The organism is Flavobacterium sp. (assembly GCF_031381455.1).
Taxonomy (GTDB): domain Bacteria; phylum Bacteroidota; class Bacteroidia; order Flavobacteriales; family Flavobacteriaceae; genus Flavobacterium.
Window position 1 is genome coordinate 92,526 of the sequence record NZ_JANMXZ010000012.1, and the last position, 16,235, is coordinate 108,760.

15 protein-coding genes are annotated in these 16,235 nt (G+C 34.6%); 7 read left to right on the forward strand and 8 right to left on the reverse strand.

The window, feature by feature from the left end:
* Window positions 1–4 precede the first annotated feature (4 nt).
* Together lpxK and RMN97_RS03790 are read left to right on the forward strand one after the other, a co-directional pair.
* Entirely contained in the window at window positions 5–1,036 is a 1,032-nt protein-coding gene (gene lpxK / locus RMN97_RS03785) for a tetraacyldisaccharide 4'-kinase (protein WP_309613189.1), read from the forward strand.
* Window positions 1,008–1,823, forward strand: coding sequence for a purine-nucleoside phosphorylase (locus tag RMN97_RS03790; protein ID WP_309613190.1), 816 nt, complete (start codon window positions 1,008–1,010; stop codon window positions 1,821–1,823). The genes lpxK and RMN97_RS03790 overlap by 29 nt, the downstream gene beginning before the upstream one ends.
* On the opposite strand, the gene RMN97_RS03795 is transcribed toward RMN97_RS03790, so the two are convergent.
* The 4 genes from RMN97_RS03795 to RMN97_RS03810 all read right to left on the reverse strand — a co-directional run bounded on the left by RMN97_RS03795 (window position 1,820) and on the right by RMN97_RS03810 (window position 6,898).
* Window positions 1,820–3,988, reverse strand: a complete 2,169-nt coding sequence (locus tag RMN97_RS03795; RefSeq protein WP_309613191.1) for an ATP-binding protein — start codon at window positions 3,986–3,988, stop codon at window positions 1,820–1,822. The genes RMN97_RS03790 and RMN97_RS03795 overlap by 4 nt on opposite strands.
* A 40-nt stretch (window positions 3,989–4,028) precedes the next feature.
* Window positions 4,029–5,018 carry a type I glyceraldehyde-3-phosphate dehydrogenase gene (gap, locus tag RMN97_RS03800; protein WP_309613192.1) on the reverse strand — a complete coding sequence of 330 codons (990 nt, stop codon included), beginning with the start codon at window positions 5,016–5,018 and terminating at the stop codon, window positions 4,029–4,031.
* 101 nt (window positions 5,019–5,119) lie between these two features.
* Entirely contained in the window at window positions 5,120–5,989 is an 870-nt protein-coding gene (lipA, locus tag RMN97_RS03805) for a lipoyl synthase (RefSeq protein ID WP_309613193.1), read from the reverse strand.
* 69 nt (window positions 5,990–6,058) lie between these two features.
* Window positions 6,059–6,898 carry a L,D-transpeptidase gene (locus RMN97_RS03810; RefSeq protein WP_309613194.1) on the reverse strand — a complete coding sequence of 280 codons (840 nt, stop codon included), beginning with the start codon at window positions 6,896–6,898 and terminating at the stop codon, window positions 6,059–6,061.
* Window positions 6,899–7,040: 142 nt separating this feature from the next.
* On the opposite strand from RMN97_RS03810, the gene RMN97_RS03815 reads away from it, so the two are divergent.
* Complete coding sequence (locus tag RMN97_RS03815; RefSeq protein ID WP_309613195.1) at window positions 7,041–7,403, forward strand: hypothetical protein; 363 nt, start codon at window positions 7,041–7,043, stop codon at window positions 7,401–7,403.
* Between the two features lie 195 nt (window positions 7,404–7,598).
* Here the strand turns inward: RMN97_RS03815 and RMN97_RS03820 are convergent, their stop codons facing one another.
* On the reverse strand, window positions 7,599–8,843 hold the full coding sequence (locus RMN97_RS03820; protein WP_309613196.1) for an MFS transporter: 1,245 nt from the start codon (window positions 8,841–8,843) through the stop codon (window positions 7,599–7,601).
* Between the two features lie 142 nt (window positions 8,844–8,985).
* Entirely contained in the window at window positions 8,986–10,134 is a 1,149-nt protein-coding gene (locus tag RMN97_RS03825) for a C1 family peptidase (protein WP_309613197.1), read from the reverse strand.
* Between the two features lie 110 nt (window positions 10,135–10,244).
* On the opposite strand from RMN97_RS03825, the gene RMN97_RS03830 reads away from it, so the two are divergent.
* The 4 genes from RMN97_RS03830 to RMN97_RS03845 all read left to right on the forward strand — a co-directional run bounded on the left by RMN97_RS03830 (window position 10,245) and on the right by RMN97_RS03845 (window position 13,833).
* Window positions 10,245–11,084: a 1,4-dihydroxy-2-naphthoyl-CoA synthase gene (locus RMN97_RS03830; RefSeq protein ID WP_309613198.1), complete on the forward strand. Its 840-nt coding sequence runs from the start codon at window positions 10,245–10,247 to the stop codon at window positions 11,082–11,084.
* A gap of 90 nt (window positions 11,085–11,174) precedes the next feature.
* Entirely contained in the window at window positions 11,175–12,098 is a 924-nt protein-coding gene (gene menA / locus RMN97_RS03835) for a 1,4-dihydroxy-2-naphthoate octaprenyltransferase (protein ID WP_309613199.1), read from the forward strand.
* A 2-nt stretch (window positions 12,099–12,100) separates the two neighbouring features.
* Window positions 12,101–12,778: a metal-dependent hydrolase gene (locus tag RMN97_RS03840; RefSeq protein ID WP_309613200.1), complete on the forward strand. Its 678-nt coding sequence runs from the start codon at window positions 12,101–12,103 to the stop codon at window positions 12,776–12,778.
* Window positions 12,779–12,780: 2 nt separating this feature from the next.
* Complete coding sequence (locus RMN97_RS03845; RefSeq protein WP_309613201.1) at window positions 12,781–13,833, forward strand: o-succinylbenzoate synthase; 1,053 nt, start codon at window positions 12,781–12,783, stop codon at window positions 13,831–13,833.
* 107 nt (window positions 13,834–13,940) lie between these two features.
* Here RMN97_RS03845 and RMN97_RS03850 read toward each other — a convergent pair whose 3' ends face one another.
* Window positions 13,941–14,705 (reverse strand): oxygenase MpaB family protein, encoded by a 765-nt coding sequence (locus RMN97_RS03850; RefSeq protein ID WP_309613202.1) that lies wholly within the window; start codon window positions 14,703–14,705, stop codon window positions 13,941–13,943.
* Window positions 14,706–14,872: 167 nt separating this feature from the next.
* Window positions 14,873–16,231 carry a cell envelope integrity protein CreD gene (creD, locus tag RMN97_RS03855; protein ID WP_309613203.1) on the reverse strand — a complete coding sequence of 453 codons (1,359 nt, stop codon included), beginning with the start codon at window positions 16,229–16,231 and terminating at the stop codon, window positions 14,873–14,875.
* Between the last annotated feature and the right edge of the window lie 4 nt (window positions 16,232–16,235).

Below are 16,235 nucleotides of genomic sequence, written 5' to 3' on the forward strand. Positions count from 1 at the left end.
TAGTATGATTTTGTTGCGAAAATTACTCTTTCCTTTTGCCATATTGTATGGTTTTATCACTTCTTTAAGAAATTATCTTTTTGATAAGGGTATTCTAAAATCGTATTCCTTCGATATTCCTGTTATTGCTGTGGGTAATTTGAGCGTTGGCGGCACCGGAAAAACACCTCAAATTGAGTATTTAATTCGGCTACTTTCGCCTACTTATAAAGTAGCAACTTTGAGTCGCGGATACAAACGAAAATCGGAGGGTTTTGTTTTGGCTGATACTGCTGCAAATCCAGAACCATCGGGAGAAATTTTGGGTGATGAACCTTTTCAGTATTTTAAAAAATTCTCAAATATTCAGGTTGCGGTTGATGCAGAAAGACGAAACGGAATTGAAAAATTGTTAAGTCAAAAAGCTAAACCAGAAATTATTTTATTGGATGATGCGTTTCAACACCGCAAAGTGAAAGCAGGATTTTATATTCTTTTGACAGCTTACGGTGATTTATTTTGCGATGATTTTATGTTACCAACAGGAAATCTTCGCGAAAGTAGAAACGGAGCTAAAAGAGCCAACTTAATAATAGTAACCAAATGTCCGCCGAACATTACGGAATCGGAACAGGAAAGGATTAAAAAGAAACTTGGAGTTGACTTACCAATCTATTTCAGCAGCATTGCTTATGATGATAAAGTGTATAACGATACCGAAAGTTTAGCGGTTAGCGATTTAAAATCAATACCAAAAATTTTGCTAGCCGGAATTGCCAAACCAAAACCTTTTTTTGATTTTTTAAAAGCTGATACTAATGAAATTATGGCATTTCCAGATCATCATAATTTTAGCGAAAGCGAAATTTTAATGTTAAAAACTAAAGCCAAGGACAAAATCATCATCACAACTGAAAAAGATTTTGTACGTTTGGAGGCTAAAATTTTAAAAGAACAATTATATTATTTACCAATCAAAAGTAAATTTTTGAGTAATCAGGAAACTTTTGACCAAATCATTTTAAACTATGTGGGAACTTGTACAAGAAACCGTTAATTATATTAAAGAGAAAACCAATTTTACACCAGAATATGGTATTATTTTAGGCTCTGGATTAGGAAGTTTTACTGACGATATCACTATTGAATTTACATTACCATACATCGAAATTCCGAATTTTCCAGTGTCAACTGTTCAAGGACATAAAGGCGCGCTTGTTTTCGGAACTATTGGCGATAAAAAAGTTATGGCAATGCAAGGACGTTTTCATTTTTATGAAGGCTATGACATGAAGCAAGTAACGTTTCCTGTGCGCGTAATGAAATATCTTGGTGTTACTAAATTGGTAGTTTCAAACGCTTCGGGAGGCGTAAATTCTGATTATGAAGTAGGTTCAGTAGTAATTATCAAAGATCATATCAATTTTTTTCCGGAGCATCCATTACATGGAAAAAATGAGGAGCGTTTTGGACCACGGTTTTTGAATATGAACGAAGCTTATAATAAAGCGATGATTAAAAAAGCAAAAGCAATCGCTGCTGAAAATAATATTACGGTTCATGATGGCGTTTATCTTGGTTTGCAAGGCCCAACATTTGAAACTTTTGCTGAATATAAAATGGTAAAAATTCTTGGAGCTGATTGTGTCGGAATGTCAACAGTTCCGGAAGTTATTGTTGCCCGACATATGGGAATCGAATGCTTCGGACTATCTGTAATTACTGATATGGGAGATGTTGAAACAGCTATGGAAGAAGTAAGCCACGACGAAGTTTTAAAAGCAGCCGCAAAAGCAGAACCAAACGTTAGAAAATTAATTAAGGAATTAATTCTACAGTTCTAACACAAATTCGCGGCAATAATTTTATAGAAATTTTCGGGTTCAAAAGGTTTGGTGATTACATCAGTCATACCAAATGACATCAGTATTTCTCTATTTTCATCAAGGGAAATTGCGGTTAAGGCAATAATAGGGATTTTGGTGTCATATTCCCTGATTTTCTGTGTGGCAATGGTGCCATTTATGCCTGGTAAATGGACATCCATCAAGACTAAATCAAAGTCATTTTCTTTGCTGAGCATTTCAACGGAATCTTCACCATTGTCGATAATTTGACATATAATCCCTTTTTTCTCGAGCATTTTTTTGGTCACCATTTGGTTGATTTTGTTATCTTCTACTACCAAAATCTTTTTGCCAATTAATAGGTCTTCCGAATACAATTTTTCTTTTTCAACCACAATTTCTTTAGTTCCATGTTGTAGATTTAATTCGAAATCAAACGTAGTTCCAACACCGACTTCGCTGGTTAAATTGATTTCTCCGCCTAATAAGTCGACTACTTTTTTAACGATGGTCAAACCCAAACCTGTTCCGCCATATTTTCTGTTAATTTCAATGGAACCTTGTGAGAAACTCTCAAAAATGGATTCCTGTTTATCCAGAGGAATACCAATTCCCGTATCGCTTATCGCAAAATTTATTCTGGAATACGCTTCAGTGGTTTCGATTAGTTTGGCGGTGACTTTTACTTCGCCATTTTTGGTAAACTTCAGTGCATTATTAATCAAGTTGATGAATATTTGCGACAACTTAGTTGGGTCGCTTAGCAGAATTTCGGGAACGTCTGGATCTATTTCTAAAGTGAATTTATTATTGTTTTTGGATGCAATTTCCTGCATTGAGTTTTGAATATCGAGCAGCAATTGTTTGATGTTAAAATCAATGTATTCAATTTCGATGTTATTCGAGTCGATTCGGTTAATTTCCAGAATTTCATTGATGAATGTCAACAGATAATTTCCCGAAAATTTTAATGAATTTAAGTAATGTATCTGATTTTCCTTAGGATTATCTTCAATCAATAAATGGGTTATACCATTAATTGCATTCAGCGGTGTTCTCAATTCGTGGCTCACAGTTGATAAAAATTCAGCTCTGGCTTTAGATGCTTTTTCGGCATTGTCTTTTGCAATTTGCAACTCGAAATTTTTCTCTTTTAAAGTATTGTTAGATTGGGTTCTGATGATGTTATTTTTATACAAAGACAAACTCAAAAGTGATAAAATCGTAATCAACGCAATAGCCAAAATACTGATAAGTTTAGCAAATTTGTTCGTTTTCTGTTGCGTTTCATTTTCTTTTGTCATCTGGTCAATGGCTTTCATCTGCTCACTTTCTCTGAAACTTACATAGTCATCGGTATTTAATTTTTTATTATACAAATGCGAAAGGCTGTCTTTTAAATCTATGTGCGCTTTTAAATAAGTATATGACTTTTTTAAGTCGAGCAGTTTTTCATACGATTTACTCAAATCCAAAAGGATTTTTGCTTTTTGGTCTAAGTTTTTTTCTTTTGTACTTAATAGCAATGCTCGGTTGAGATAGTTTACACTTAAATTACTATGATTTAATTTTTGTTCAATCGTACCAAGTTGGTAAAGCGCTTCCGCTTTGGTTTTGAAAATATCTTGTTTATCGTCTTTTGAAATGATTTCATTAAATAGCTTGGAAGCCAATTCCGTTTTGCCATTATTCTTATATAAAATCCCTTTTTGCAAATTCATAAAAGGGGAAGCATCTATCTTTAATAAATTATAGATGGATTCTGCCTTGTCAAAATTGTCTTCGGCTTTGGCAAATTCTTCCAAACTCATATAACAAAGACCAATGCTATAATAACAAAAGGCGTAATTTGTTGATGGTATAAGTTGATTGTATAAATCGGCACTATTTGTAAAAGATTCTAAAGCATCATTCCATTTTTTTAACTCAAAATAGGTTGTGCCTAACGAGAATAATGCATCAGCTTTTCCTTTAATGTCGTTATTAAGTTTAGCATAATTATAAGCTTTCTGAGAAAAAGCAAGAGCGGATTTATAATTGTTTGTTTTTTTATTGAAGTTGGCTAACTGAACATAATAGGCAGTGCTGTCAATTTTTTTTATTGATATTTTTTGCCCAAAAAAGACAATAGGAATAAAAAGGAAAATGGAAATCCATTTCATTTTGCGTGTTCAAATAAATTATATTGTTAAAATTAGGGAATTATTTTTTCAACAACAGTATTAAATCAATTATTCTTGAGGAATAACCAATTTCGTTATCATACCAACCTACAACCTTAACCATTTTGCCAATCACGGAAGTTAATTGGGCATCAAAAAGACAGGAGTTTTTATTGCCAATAATATCTACAGAAACTATTGGATCTTCGGTATAATCAAGAATTCCTTTGAGTGAAGTTTGCGACGCTTTTTTAAAAGCAGTATTGATTTCTGCAATGGTAACTTCTTTTTTTACATAGCAGGTAATATCGGTTAATGAACCATCAGGAACAGGAACTCGAATTCCGCTGCCACCAATTTTTCCTTCCATTTCTGGAAAAATTTTGGTCAACGCTTTTGCTGCGCCAGTAGTGGTTGGGACAATGCTTTGACTTGCACCACGCGCGCGACGCAAATCTTTGTGCGGTTGGTCGTGTAAGCTTTGATCTGTTGTATAGGAATGTACAGTTGTGATATACGCTTGCTCAATGCCACAGAGTTCGTTAATGATTTTAATCATTGGTGCAGCATTATTAGTTGTGCAACTAGCGTTAGAAACTATGTTCTCCGTTCCATCTAAAATATTTTCGTTTACACCAATAACCACGGTTTTAATTTCGAAAACTTCAGATGGTGCAGACAGAATTACTTTTTTTGCTCCGGCCAGAATGTGTTTGTTGATGTCTTCAAAAGTGGTGTATTTCCCGGTACTTTCAATAACAAAATCAATGTTATTCCATTTTAAGTTAGAGATTTCTTTTTCGTGAAAAAACAAATACGGCTTTCCATTTACGATTATCGATTTGTCATCAAAGGAAACATCATATGGTAAAACACCATGAATACTGTCATATTTTACCAAATGCGCCATGGTTTTGTTGTCGGCAATGTCATTGATAGCAACCACTTCAATCGAAGGATGATTGAGCAACAATCGGAAAAGATTTCTTCCGATGCGTCCAAAACCATTGATGGCAATTTGAATTTTCATTAATAAGTTGATAATGTTTATGAGGTTTATGAAGTTTATAAAGTTTATAAGAAGAGTATTTTAATAAACCTTATAAACTTCATAAACCTCATAACCCTTTTTTATAAAATATGTTTCTCTGCGTGATAAGATGAACGCACCAAAGGACCACTTTCTACATGACGGAATCCCATTTCCTTTCCCAGTGTTTCGTATTTCTCGAATTGTTCCGGAGTAATGAATTCTTTTACCGGCAAATGTTTTTTACTTGGTTGCAGGTATTGACCAATGGTAACGATATCAACATTTTGGTCACGCAAATCGCGCATGGTTTGTATTACTTCTTCTTCGGTTTCGCCAAGACCAAGCATAATACCCGATTTTGTTCTTCGAATTCCTTGGTCTTTCAGATATTTTAAAACAGCTAAACTTCTATCATATTTTGCCTGAATACGAACTTCACGCGTTAAACGACGAACAGTTTCAACATTGTGTGATACCACTTCGGGATTAGCTTCTACAATTCGGTCGATGATTCTTTCTACACCTTGAAAATCGGGAATCAGCGTTTCTAAAGTCGTTTCCGGATTCATTCTACGAATGGATTGAACGGTTTCTAACCAAATAATAGAACCCATATCTTTTAAATCATCACGGTCAACACTGGTAATCACTGCGTGTTTTATTTTCATGATTTTGATAGAACGCGCCACTTTTTCGGGTTCATCCCAATCTACCGTTTCCGGACGACCGGTTTTTACACCACAAAAACCACAGGAACGCGTGCATATATTTCCCAAAATCATAAAGGTAGCGGTGCCTTCGCCCCAGCATTCGCCCATATTCGGACAACTGCCCGAAGCACAAATAGTGTTAAGTTTGTATTTGTCAACCAGACCACGAAGTTCTGAGTATTTTTGACCAATAGGTAGTTTTACCTTAAGCCATTTAGGCTTACTAACAGGTAAATTAGTATCAATAACTGATTCCATTCTTCATTTTTTTGCGATACAAATATACAAAGGTAAATGTTAGAATGACGTTAAGATGGTTTGGATTTTTTATTGTTTGGAATTGGCTCTTTTTTCCTGTTCAGCTAGTATTTTGGAAAGAAAAGGTTGTACTTCTTTTTCAATCGAAGCTTCTGATATGTCTAATGCTTTTGGATTACTCACCAATTGATACCAGGGTTTTGGTGCATCAAAATCATAACTTCCAAAAATGACAACTGGAGTGCCTTTAAACTTAATTGTTTCGTCATTTATCAAAACCCATTGTTCAGCCCAATCATAAAGATATTTAGCATCTCTTTCCTGAAGACGTAAGCAAGAGTGAGACGCAGGATAACCAGGTAACTCATATTGATGGAAGCCGACACCTAATTTGTTTGCCACATTAAAGTTCCATTTTAAATCCCATTCGTCGTTAAAAGTACTGGTTGTTTTTTCAGCTTTCCAATTGGTAAAAAACAATCCGGTTGGTGTTTTATCCGCTTTTCGTCCCATATTAGTTGGGCCAGTCCGAATCAAATCGCCATATTCATATGTAGCAAAAGTTTGTGTGGCATACGAAAAGAATATTATTTTGCTAACATCACTTAGTGAAGCGACTTCTAGTGGGAATGGTAAATAGTAAGCCAAATCGCCAGTCAAATCTGTTGGAACTATGATAGAATCCATTTTCACAATATTCGCTCTGTCGGTTCTGTTGATTGCTAGAGCAACCCAAATTTTAGTACTATCAGTTGTTGTTGCTAACCAACTTTTGGTTTTTTCAAAATGATAGCTAACTGCTTTCGGTTTCACTCGGGTTGGGACAACTTTTTTATGAATCACTCGTTTCTCTTGTTTACACGAAGTCAGAACCATAAAAATACTAAGGATAAGGATATATTTTTTCATGGTATAAAATTCCTTATTCTAAAGGTGCAATTGTTACATAATTTTTGCTATTTGTTATGACATTACTAACTTTAACATATTGCTATGAATTAAAAATTATCTTGCCACATAATTAATAAATTTAAACACAAAAATTATGAGAATGAAATTTTTTATTACGATGGTACTAATTTTAGCGAGCGGATTATTTTTGAATTCATGTTCAAAGGATGATGATGCTGCACTTCCAACTATAACCTTTACTGAAGCAGAGGGTGTGGCTAATTCACAAGGTGAATATACACTGACTGGTCATATCCATTCTGATATTAGGCTTTCTAAAGTTGTAATTACAAAACAAGGATCTACTACTCCGTTTTTAACTGATGATTCAACGGCAAATAACAAAAACGACTATGATTTCACGTATTTAATTACAGGAATTACAGCAAACACATACATCATAATGGATATTTATAATCAAGCAAACGGTAAAACGACTAGACAATATTTAATTCACCCGTAAGTATATAGGTCTCTCTTAAGTCGTTTTCTTTTTACGTTCGAGAACTCCAGCATTAATTCCTATTCCGAAGCTGGGGTTTACAAAAAAAAGAAATATTAAAATGAGAAAGCCTCGAGAAATCGGGGCTTTTTTTATGCCAATAACCAAACAACATAAGAATCAATCAAATAACCCAATAACGCATAACCAAATATCCTATTCCACATAATCCAAATCAATTAGATGTGTTTCTTTTATGGTAAGCACAGCATAAATTCCCGTACTAAAAACTACTGCGCCAACTATTGCTGCAGAAATAATCACAGTATGGCTATGTTTTAAATAATCAAAACCAATCAGCATAAGGGGAACAGAACCTCTCACCATATTAGGCACACTCGTTGTGGCAGTGCTTCGTAAATTGGTGCCAAATTGTTCGGCAGCCAGCGTAACAAACATCGCCCAAAAACCAGTGCTCAATCCTAACCAAGCACAATAAAAGTAATACATGCCTTCGCTTCTTGTACCTCCAAACAGCAACAAGAAAACGCCAAGTAAAGTAAAAAGCATCATGTAAAGAATGGTTTTTTTTCGGGAACCCAACGCATGTGAAATAAAACCACTGGAGAAATCTCCAATAGAACCAAAAATGTAAATCCACAAAATGGCTTTTGCAGGATCAATTTTGGCAATGCCCATTTCGGGTGCAAACTGATTGGCCATAAAAACCAAAATCCCAATGCAATACCAAATCGGAATCCCAATTAAGACACATTTCATGTATTTGACAAAACGTTTTTTATTGGTAAAAAACGAAAAGAAATCACCACGTTTGACAGCGCTATTTTCCTTTATGGTTTTAAACATACCGCTTTCCGCCACACTAATCCGCAATACCAATAATGCTAAACCCAGAAGTCCGCCAATGATGTAAGCTATTGTCCAACTTCCCGCCAATTCGACGGTAAACTGCGCCACGACAGCACCAAGTACGCCAAAACCCGCCACGATTGAAGTCCCAATGGCTCGCAGTTCTTTGGGCAGCGTTTCGGAAACCAAGGTAATTCCGGCACCTAATTCTCCCGCTAAACCAATTCCGGCAATGAAACGCAACACAGCATAAGCAGTTGCCTTGTCCATAAAATTGATTTGCGGTAAAAATCCGCAGGCAATATTAGCCAACGAATAGACTATAATCGAACCAAATAAAACCGAAAGTCGTCCTTTCTTATCGCCAAAAACACCCCAAATTATTCCGCCTAGAACTAATCCAATCATTTGGTAATTGATAATCATCGTTCCAACTTTATCCGCATCTAATCCCATGCTTTTTAAACTTGGAATGCGTACAATTCCAAAAAGCAATAAATCATAAATGTCAACAAAATAGCCAAGAGCTGCAATGATTACGGGAAAACTAAATAGAATTCGGAATTTTTCTTTTGTGGAAAAGGTTTTCATTTGGTTGGTTTTAGAAGGATAAATATAACAAAAAACCTGAAAGAATTTAATTCCTTCAGGTTCATTACTATTACTTTTATCATTCCGAGGAACGAGGAATCTGATTATGAGATTCCTCGTTCCTCGGAATGAAAATTTGAGTTTATACTCCCAAAGAAGATTTCGTTTTTTTAATTAAACCATCTTTATGCAACATAACCGAGATAGCTTTTAATCGAACATAAGGAACACTTATGTAAACAAATCCATTTTTTCCGGATTTACTTCCCCAAGAGTTTTTTACCTTGTAATATTGATTTCCTTTTTGGTCTGCAACTTTCCCAACAATGTGCATCAAATGGTCATCTACAGTATCAAAATTTTCAAACTCTGCCTGACGATATTCCTGACTAATGCTTTTTTCCGGTTTGATTTGAGTTAGAATTGTTTCCGAATCATTTTCGTTTTCCGGAATAACTGCCATACCTTCTTCACCTGAAAAAGTTCTTTCGCTAATATCAGTGTCCAAAGCTAAAGTAAACCCCTTATCTAAAGCATTATCTATATTTTGTATAAATTCATCCAAAGGTAAATTGTAATAATTTCCATTGGCAAAATTATCAGGTATGTTTAAAATAAAGTTAGTATAAAAAGGTTCGTTTGTAAACGAAGAGATGGTTACATAATCGTCTAAATTCAAATTGGTTGTTGCCAAAAACTGTTTTGGCGTAAGCGATTTCCCTTCGTAATTAATTTTGTTGTTATCGATAGCCTGTTGTGTAGAAACTATTTTATCATTTTCGTTAAATTTACCCATATAAGTATCTAGAACTCTCGCATAATCGGCTTTCCAGTTAGGATAATTTTTAGGTGTTTCAGCAACCGCTTTTTTTACAATTGCTTCTAATTCGGCAACCATTTTCTCATGATTGAATTTTGAATTAGGATTTGTTTTTCCGATGAAATTGCTTTCGGGAACAACACCATATTTTCGGGCACTGTTGATAACATCGTGACTCAATCCTCCTTCTCCAAACTGTGTTTTTCCTTGACGCATCACATAATTTTCGGCTTTGTCAAGATACGTATTGCGAACATTGTACATTTCAGAAAGGTCGATTTTCTTTCCCGTTAAACGAATAATCTCTGCTTCTAAAAACGACGTAGTGGAAAAACTCCAGCATGTTCCTGTTTGATCTTGAGAGGTAACTGGAGTTGCTTCTATATCTTTAATGGTTTGAAATTCATAAGTTTGAGAAAACCCAGCATAACTGAATAATAAGAAAGCAACGTAAAATATCGATTTGTTCATAAGGAATTACTATTTGTTTTTGTGTTTAGCAGTAAAAAATGGTTTATTTTTACGCTAAAATAGAGGAATTTATTTTTTTACATTTTATTTTAACAAATTTTAGCATTTACATGAATTCAATTAATTGGAAAACAGTTAAAGATTTTGAAGACATCACTTATAAAAAATGCAATGGCGTTGCTAGAATAGCTTTCAATCGTCCCGATGTTCGCAATGCATTTCGTCCGAAAACTACCAGTGAATTATTACAAGCTTTTCAAGATGCTCAGGAAGATACTTCTATTGGCGTGATTTTGCTTTCGGCCGAAGGGCCAAGTTCCAAAGATGGTATTTGGTCATTTTGCTCTGGAGGCGACCAAAAAGCTCGTGGTCATCAAGGTTATGTGGGCGAAGATGGCTATCATCGTTTGAATATTTTGGATGTGCAGCGTCTAATTCGTTTTATGCCAAAAGCAGTCATTTGTGTTGTTCCCGGATGGGCAGTTGGTGGTGGACATAGTTTACACGTTGTCTGCGATTTGACTTTAGCCAGCAAAGAACATGCTATTTTTAAGCAAACCGATGCAGATGTTACGAGTTTTGATGGCGGTTATGGTTCAGCTTATTTGGCAAAAATGGTTGGTCAAAAGAAAGCACGGGAGATATTCTTTTTGGGAAGAAGTTATTCGGCTCAAGATGCTTTTGAAATGGGAATGGTCAATGCTGTTATTCCGCATGCGGAGCTTGAAGATACTGCCTATCAGTGGGCGCAGGAAATTTTGGAAAAATCACCAACATCCATAAAAATGTTAAAATTCGCCATGAATTTAACCGATGACGGAATGGTGGGACAACAGGTTTTTGCCGGAGAAGCCACAAGACTTGCCTATATGACCGACGAAGCTAAAGAAGGAAGAGATGCTTTCTTAGAAAAAAGAAAACCAAATTTTGAAAAAAAGTGGTTACCGTAAGAATGAATATTAGATATTAAATTTCAAATATTTGTATCTAAAATTAGGGACGTTAAATTTAAAATCTAATATTTAAAATCTAATATTTAAATGAAACACTGGGTTGAAGCCGCAAGATTAAGGACATTACCGCTTTCGGTATCAGGAATTATTGTGGGAAGTTTTTACGCCATGTCGCAAGCGATGTTCAATTGGAACATTGTAATTTTTGCTTTGCTGACAACTTTAGGGCTTCAGATACTTTCCAATTTTGCCAATGATTACGGTGATGGCATCAAAGGAACGGATAACGAAGATAGAGTTGGTCCAAAGCGAGCTATTCAAAAAGGAGTTATCACACCATTTGCGATGAAAAACGCTATGATTTTAACTTCGATAATCACGTTATTTTTTGCGATTTTACTAATCTATTTTGCTTTTAAGGAAAGCTACCTACTTTATTCCTTTATCTTTTTGTTTTTGGGAATTTTAGCGATTGCATCAGCTATTCGTTACACTGTTGGGAATAGCGCCTACGGTTATCGTGGCTATGGCGATGTCTTTGTCTTTATTTTCTTTGGATTGGTAAGCACGTTTGGCGTGTATTTTATGTTTTCTAAAGAAATAGATTGGTTGTTATTATTGCCTGCTACAGCTATTGGTTTTTTGAGCGTTGGCGTTTTAAACTTAAACAATATGCGTGATGAAGAAAGCGATAGAAAAGTTGGAAAAAATACGGTAGTTGTTCAAAAGGGCGGAGAATGGGCAAAGCAATATCATTATTTTTTAGTCATTTCAGCCATGGTTTTGGTTGTAGCTTTTGCTTTTTTAAATGATTTCAATTTTGACCAATACATATTTGTTGCGGCTTATTTTCCATTGGCTGGGCATTTGATACGAGTGCGTAAAAATAGAAACCCAAAACTTTTAGATCCGGAGTTAAAGAAATTGGCTTTGAGCACGTTCTTTCTTTCGATTCTACTGGCTTTGAGTTTAATTTATTTTATTTCTGATTTAATGGTTAATTATATCTAATTATGAAAATTATATTCTATGGACATTCTTGTATTGGTATTGAGATTAGTGGAAAACATATTTTAGTAGACCCGTTTATTTCGGGTAATGAAAAAGCTAGTCATATTAATATCAATGATTTAAAAGCTGATTTTATTCTAATCACACATGCTCATTTTGATCACATTGCGGATGTTGAGGTTATTGCTAAAAACAACAATTCTATTATTGTTTCCAATTGGGAAATTGCTACTTATTTTGGTAATAAAGGATTCCAATATCATCCGATGAATCATGGCGGAAGTTGGCAATTTGATTTTGGCAGAGTTAAATATGTTGCCGCAGTACATTCAAGTTCTTTTCCTGACGCTACTTATGGAGGAAATCCGGGTGGGTTTGTAATTGAAGGCGAGCACAAAAATATTTATATTTCTGGTGATACGGCACTTACAATGGATATGAAACTCATTCCGATGCGAACTAAATTGGATTTAGCGATTTTGCCCATAGGTAATTGTTTCACTATGGATGTCGAAGATGCTATTATGGCTGCAGATTTTGTCGATTGTGATAAGATATTAGGCTGTCATTATGATACGTTTGGTTTTATAGTTATCAATCACGATGAAGCCAAAAAGAAATTCTTTGATGCCGGAAAAGATTTAATGCTTTTAGATATTGGAGAAAGCATTTCACTTTAATGATGAAAGCATCTTACTTCAAATACATACTTCATTTTAAAAACCCTTCAGGAACTTCACGAGGTATTTTAACCGATAAAGAAACTTGGTTTATTGTCTTGGAAAACGATGGTAAAAAAGGAATAGGCGAGTGCGGAATTCTACGTGGATTATCTGCAGATGACCGACCGGATTATGAAGAAAAACTAAAATGGACTTGTGAAAATATTCATCTTGGAGAGCAAAAACTTTGGTCAGCATTAATCGAATTTCCATCGATTCAATTCGGAATTGAGATGGCTTTTTTGTCTTTGAAAAGCGAAAATCCGTTCGTTTTATTCCCTTCCGATTTTACAAAAAACACAAAAAGTATTCCAATAAATGGTTTAGTTTGGATGGGTGATGAAGCCTTTATGAAAACCCAAATTGAAGACAAAATTGCACAAGGTTTTAGTTGTGTAAAATTGAAAATCGGAGCCATAGATTTTAACAAAGAAATCAATTTATTGCGCTTTATCCGAGCTAATTTTGATGAAAATGCAATTGAAATTCGGGTTGATGCTAACGGAGCTTTTTCTGAAAATGATGCTTTACATAAAATAAATCAAATAACTGGTTTTAAACTTCATAGCATAGAGCAACCGATTAAAAAAAATCATACTGACACGATGTCAGTGCTGTGTAAAAATAGCCAAATTCCTATAGCTTTAGATGAAGAGCTTATTGGCGTCTTTTCAACAGAAGAAAAGCAAAATTTACTTCAAAAAATCAGACCACAATATATCGTTTTGAAGCCAAGTTTTATTGGTGGATTTCGAGGCACTTTGGAATGGATTTCTATCGCCGAAAAATTAAATATTGGGTGGTGGATAACTTCCGCATTGGAAAGTAATGTCGGTTTGAATGCGATCGCTCAATTTACTTTTTTGCAAAATAATTTGTTGCCTCAAGGATTAGGAACAGGAAGTTTATTTACCAATAATTTTGATTGTCCGTTGACAGTTTCTGAAGGACAACTTTGGTATGATAAAAGCAAGAATTGGGAGTTTGATTTTAACCAAATAAAAACTCCGTGAGGCTCATTTTTTACTCTGTGAATCTCTGTGTAATTTTTTTAAGTTTCACAGAGATGCACAGAGATTTTTTAGAGATTCACAGAGTTAAAATAGATTTTTTTAAAATTTTATCCGGCTTGTACATCCAACTCATTTATCTGAGTTTTATATTCAGATGGAAGCAATAAATTTTTAAAAAATTTACCCATATTCCTATTTCTACTGAATTTGTAAATTGGTATAACAATCGTAAGTAAAGAGAAATCATTTAAATACAATAACTTTTTTACGTGCTTTGGAACCACCAGTTTTTGACTTTCTACCAGCACTTCATATCTAAACCAACCAAGATGCTTTTTGTATTGCTTAAAGAGATCAAAAGTGTATTTGCTTTGTTTCAGGTTTTCTTTCAAATGTGATGCTCTTACGGGTAGCCATTCGGTGTATTTTGGAGGCAGTTCTACTAATCCCATTCTCGTTCCAACACGAAAAAAAACATCATAAACTTCTTCCTTCTCTTCATAAGTCAATTTTCTTTCTAGAAGTTCGTAGGATGCAATCGAATAATGTATCAGCATAAATAACACATCGCGATACGCCCAATCGGGAATAGCAGCGCCGCGGTTTTGTTCTACAGCTCCGTGAATTTTTCTCAATGTATCAATCGAAGCGTTTGCATCATCCATAGGCGAAAAGACGATTGACTTTGCGTATTTCACAGTGGAGAACAATCTTCCCAAAGGATCAGAAGGTAGTTTTCCTGTAAAATAGAGCCAATCTACAGCCTTATTTAGGGCAAACTCAGCAGAAGCTCCGGCAAAAATAAAAAGCACCGTATCACTCTTTCCCCAGATTTCTCTTACTATTGAATCGTTTTTAACAAATAGTTCCATTTTTTTGTTTAGTATCAGTTATTAATTTATTTACACAAATTGATTTTGGCTAAATTAAACTCTGTGAATTTCAGAAAAATTTCTGCGCATCTCTGTGAAACTTTAAAAATTACACAGAGATTCACGAGGTAAAATGGAGATACACAGAGTTTTTAAGATTTATATATTTACTTACTCCAATCTATTTTTCTTGAGAAATACATCACGGCACCAAGTATTAAGAACAATCCAATACTGCCAACAAGTAAGGCGTAATCTTCCATTTGAATAATCACATAAATAAAGGTATATAAAACCGAAAGCGATACTCCGATGAACATGGGAAACTTCCTGTTCTTCAAAATCGAAATAGAATACAAAGTTATCATCGCGACGACAGAGGTTCCGGCAACGGTATAAGCAAAACTAAATGTACTGTGTTCTGTAATGGATATCAGCAAAGTGTAAAACATGATTAAAGCCAAACCAATCATCGAATACTGAAAAATATGAATATTGATTTTGCTAACAGATTGAATAAGGAAGAAGATCAGAAATGTTAAGCCAATAACAAGGAAACCATATTTAGAAGCACGCTCGTTTTGTTGGTATTCATCTACAGTTTGGATAAGTTTTACACCAAACAGATAATCATCTAAATCAGGCAATGCGTTTACATATTGTTGTGTAAATGTTCGGTTGATATCGAGAATTTTCCAATCGGCGTGAAATCCTTTATTGTTAATAGTTTTTGTAGTATCGCTTGCCGCAAATGAGCCTTCAAAACTTGGTGATTCCCAATCAGAATTTACACTTACAGTAGTTATTTTTCCAACAGGAATAAATTTCACACTATTGCTTCCGTTATAAGTGATTCCAAAATTAAAATTGATTTTATCGTTTTTGGTTAATGCTTTGTAATCGAAGCTGTTGGTCGCCAGAACGCTGTAATCGCTTTTGTCATTATTTTGTGGCTCAAAAGAAAATTTATCACTGTTCAATTGAATTTTCAGTTCGCTTTTGATGCTTTTTAGATTGGTCGTTTTTACGATTATGGATGCTTTGTTCCATTGAATATTTTCCTCGGCAATACCCAATTTTGAAAAGTTGGGTTTTGTGAAATCACCCTTAAAATTCATATCTGCAGTAAAGACAACATGATTAAAAATACCACGTTTTAGCGATTCATTTTTCTTAATATTTGAGGTGTTTTTCAATTCATTCGGAAAGAAATACGCATAATTGTTTACTGCTTTTCTCTCGATAGTTGTTACTCCGGTTTTGGGATTGGTGACATTGTAAGCTTCATAGCTAGTGTATGGAATCCTTAAAATTGGACCGTAGAACAAAATATCTCTTCCCCATAAATTGGTGACTTCATCAACCATTGCTGTTTTTCGCTGCGAACGTTCTCGAATTAAATCTTGTACAAAGAATAGCGGAATTAATAAGACTAAAGTTAGGAATCCTACCATTAGCATTTTTGCGGTTGTTGATTGAAAGAAACCGGTTCTTTCTTCTTGTGTGTCGTTTTCTGAAATTTCCATGATT

Excerpts from the sequence above, each read along its gene's own strand:
- lpxK (WP_309613189.1), top strand. The coding sequence starts at position 5 with ATGATTTTGTTGCGAAAATTACTCTTTCCTTTTGCCATATTGTATGGT.
- creD (WP_309613203.1), bottom strand. The coding sequence starts at position 16,231 with ATGGAAATTTCAGAAAACGACACACAAGAAGAAAGAACCGGTTTCTTT.
- RMN97_RS03790 (WP_309613190.1), top strand. The coding sequence starts at position 1,008 with ATGTGGGAACTTGTACAAGAAACCGTTAATTATATTAAAGAGAAAACC.
- RMN97_RS03825 (WP_309613197.1), bottom strand. The coding sequence starts at position 10,134 with ATGAACAAATCGATATTTTACGTTGCTTTCTTATTATTCAGTTATGCT.
- RMN97_RS03815 (WP_309613195.1), top strand. The coding sequence starts at position 7,041 with ATGAAATTTTTTATTACGATGGTACTAATTTTAGCGAGCGGATTATTT.
- lipA (WP_309613193.1), bottom strand. The coding sequence starts at position 5,989 with ATGGAATCAGTTATTGATACTAATTTACCTGTTAGTAAGCCTAAATGG.
- RMN97_RS03830 (WP_309613198.1), top strand. The coding sequence starts at position 10,245 with ATGAATTCAATTAATTGGAAAACAGTTAAAGATTTTGAAGACATCACT.
- RMN97_RS03840 (WP_309613200.1), top strand. The coding sequence starts at position 12,101 with ATGAAAATTATATTCTATGGACATTCTTGTATTGGTATTGAGATTAGT.
- RMN97_RS03850 (WP_309613202.1), bottom strand. The coding sequence starts at position 14,705 with ATGGAACTATTTGTTAAAAACGATTCAATAGTAAGAGAAATCTGGGGA.
- RMN97_RS03795 (WP_309613191.1), bottom strand. The coding sequence starts at position 3,988 with ATGAAATGGATTTCCATTTTCCTTTTTATTCCTATTGTCTTTTTTGGG.
- RMN97_RS03845 (WP_309613201.1), top strand. The coding sequence starts at position 12,781 with ATGAAAGCATCTTACTTCAAATACATACTTCATTTTAAAAACCCTTCA.
- RMN97_RS03810 (WP_309613194.1), bottom strand. The coding sequence starts at position 6,898 with ATGAAAAAATATATCCTTATCCTTAGTATTTTTATGGTTCTGACTTCG.
- gap (WP_309613192.1), bottom strand. The coding sequence starts at position 5,018 with ATGAAAATTCAAATTGCCATCAATGGTTTTGGACGCATCGGAAGAAAT.
- menA (WP_309613199.1), top strand. The coding sequence starts at position 11,175 with ATGAAACACTGGGTTGAAGCCGCAAGATTAAGGACATTACCGCTTTCG.
- RMN97_RS03820 (WP_309613196.1), bottom strand. The coding sequence starts at position 8,843 with ATGAAAACCTTTTCCACAAAAGAAAAATTCCGAATTCTATTTAGTTTT.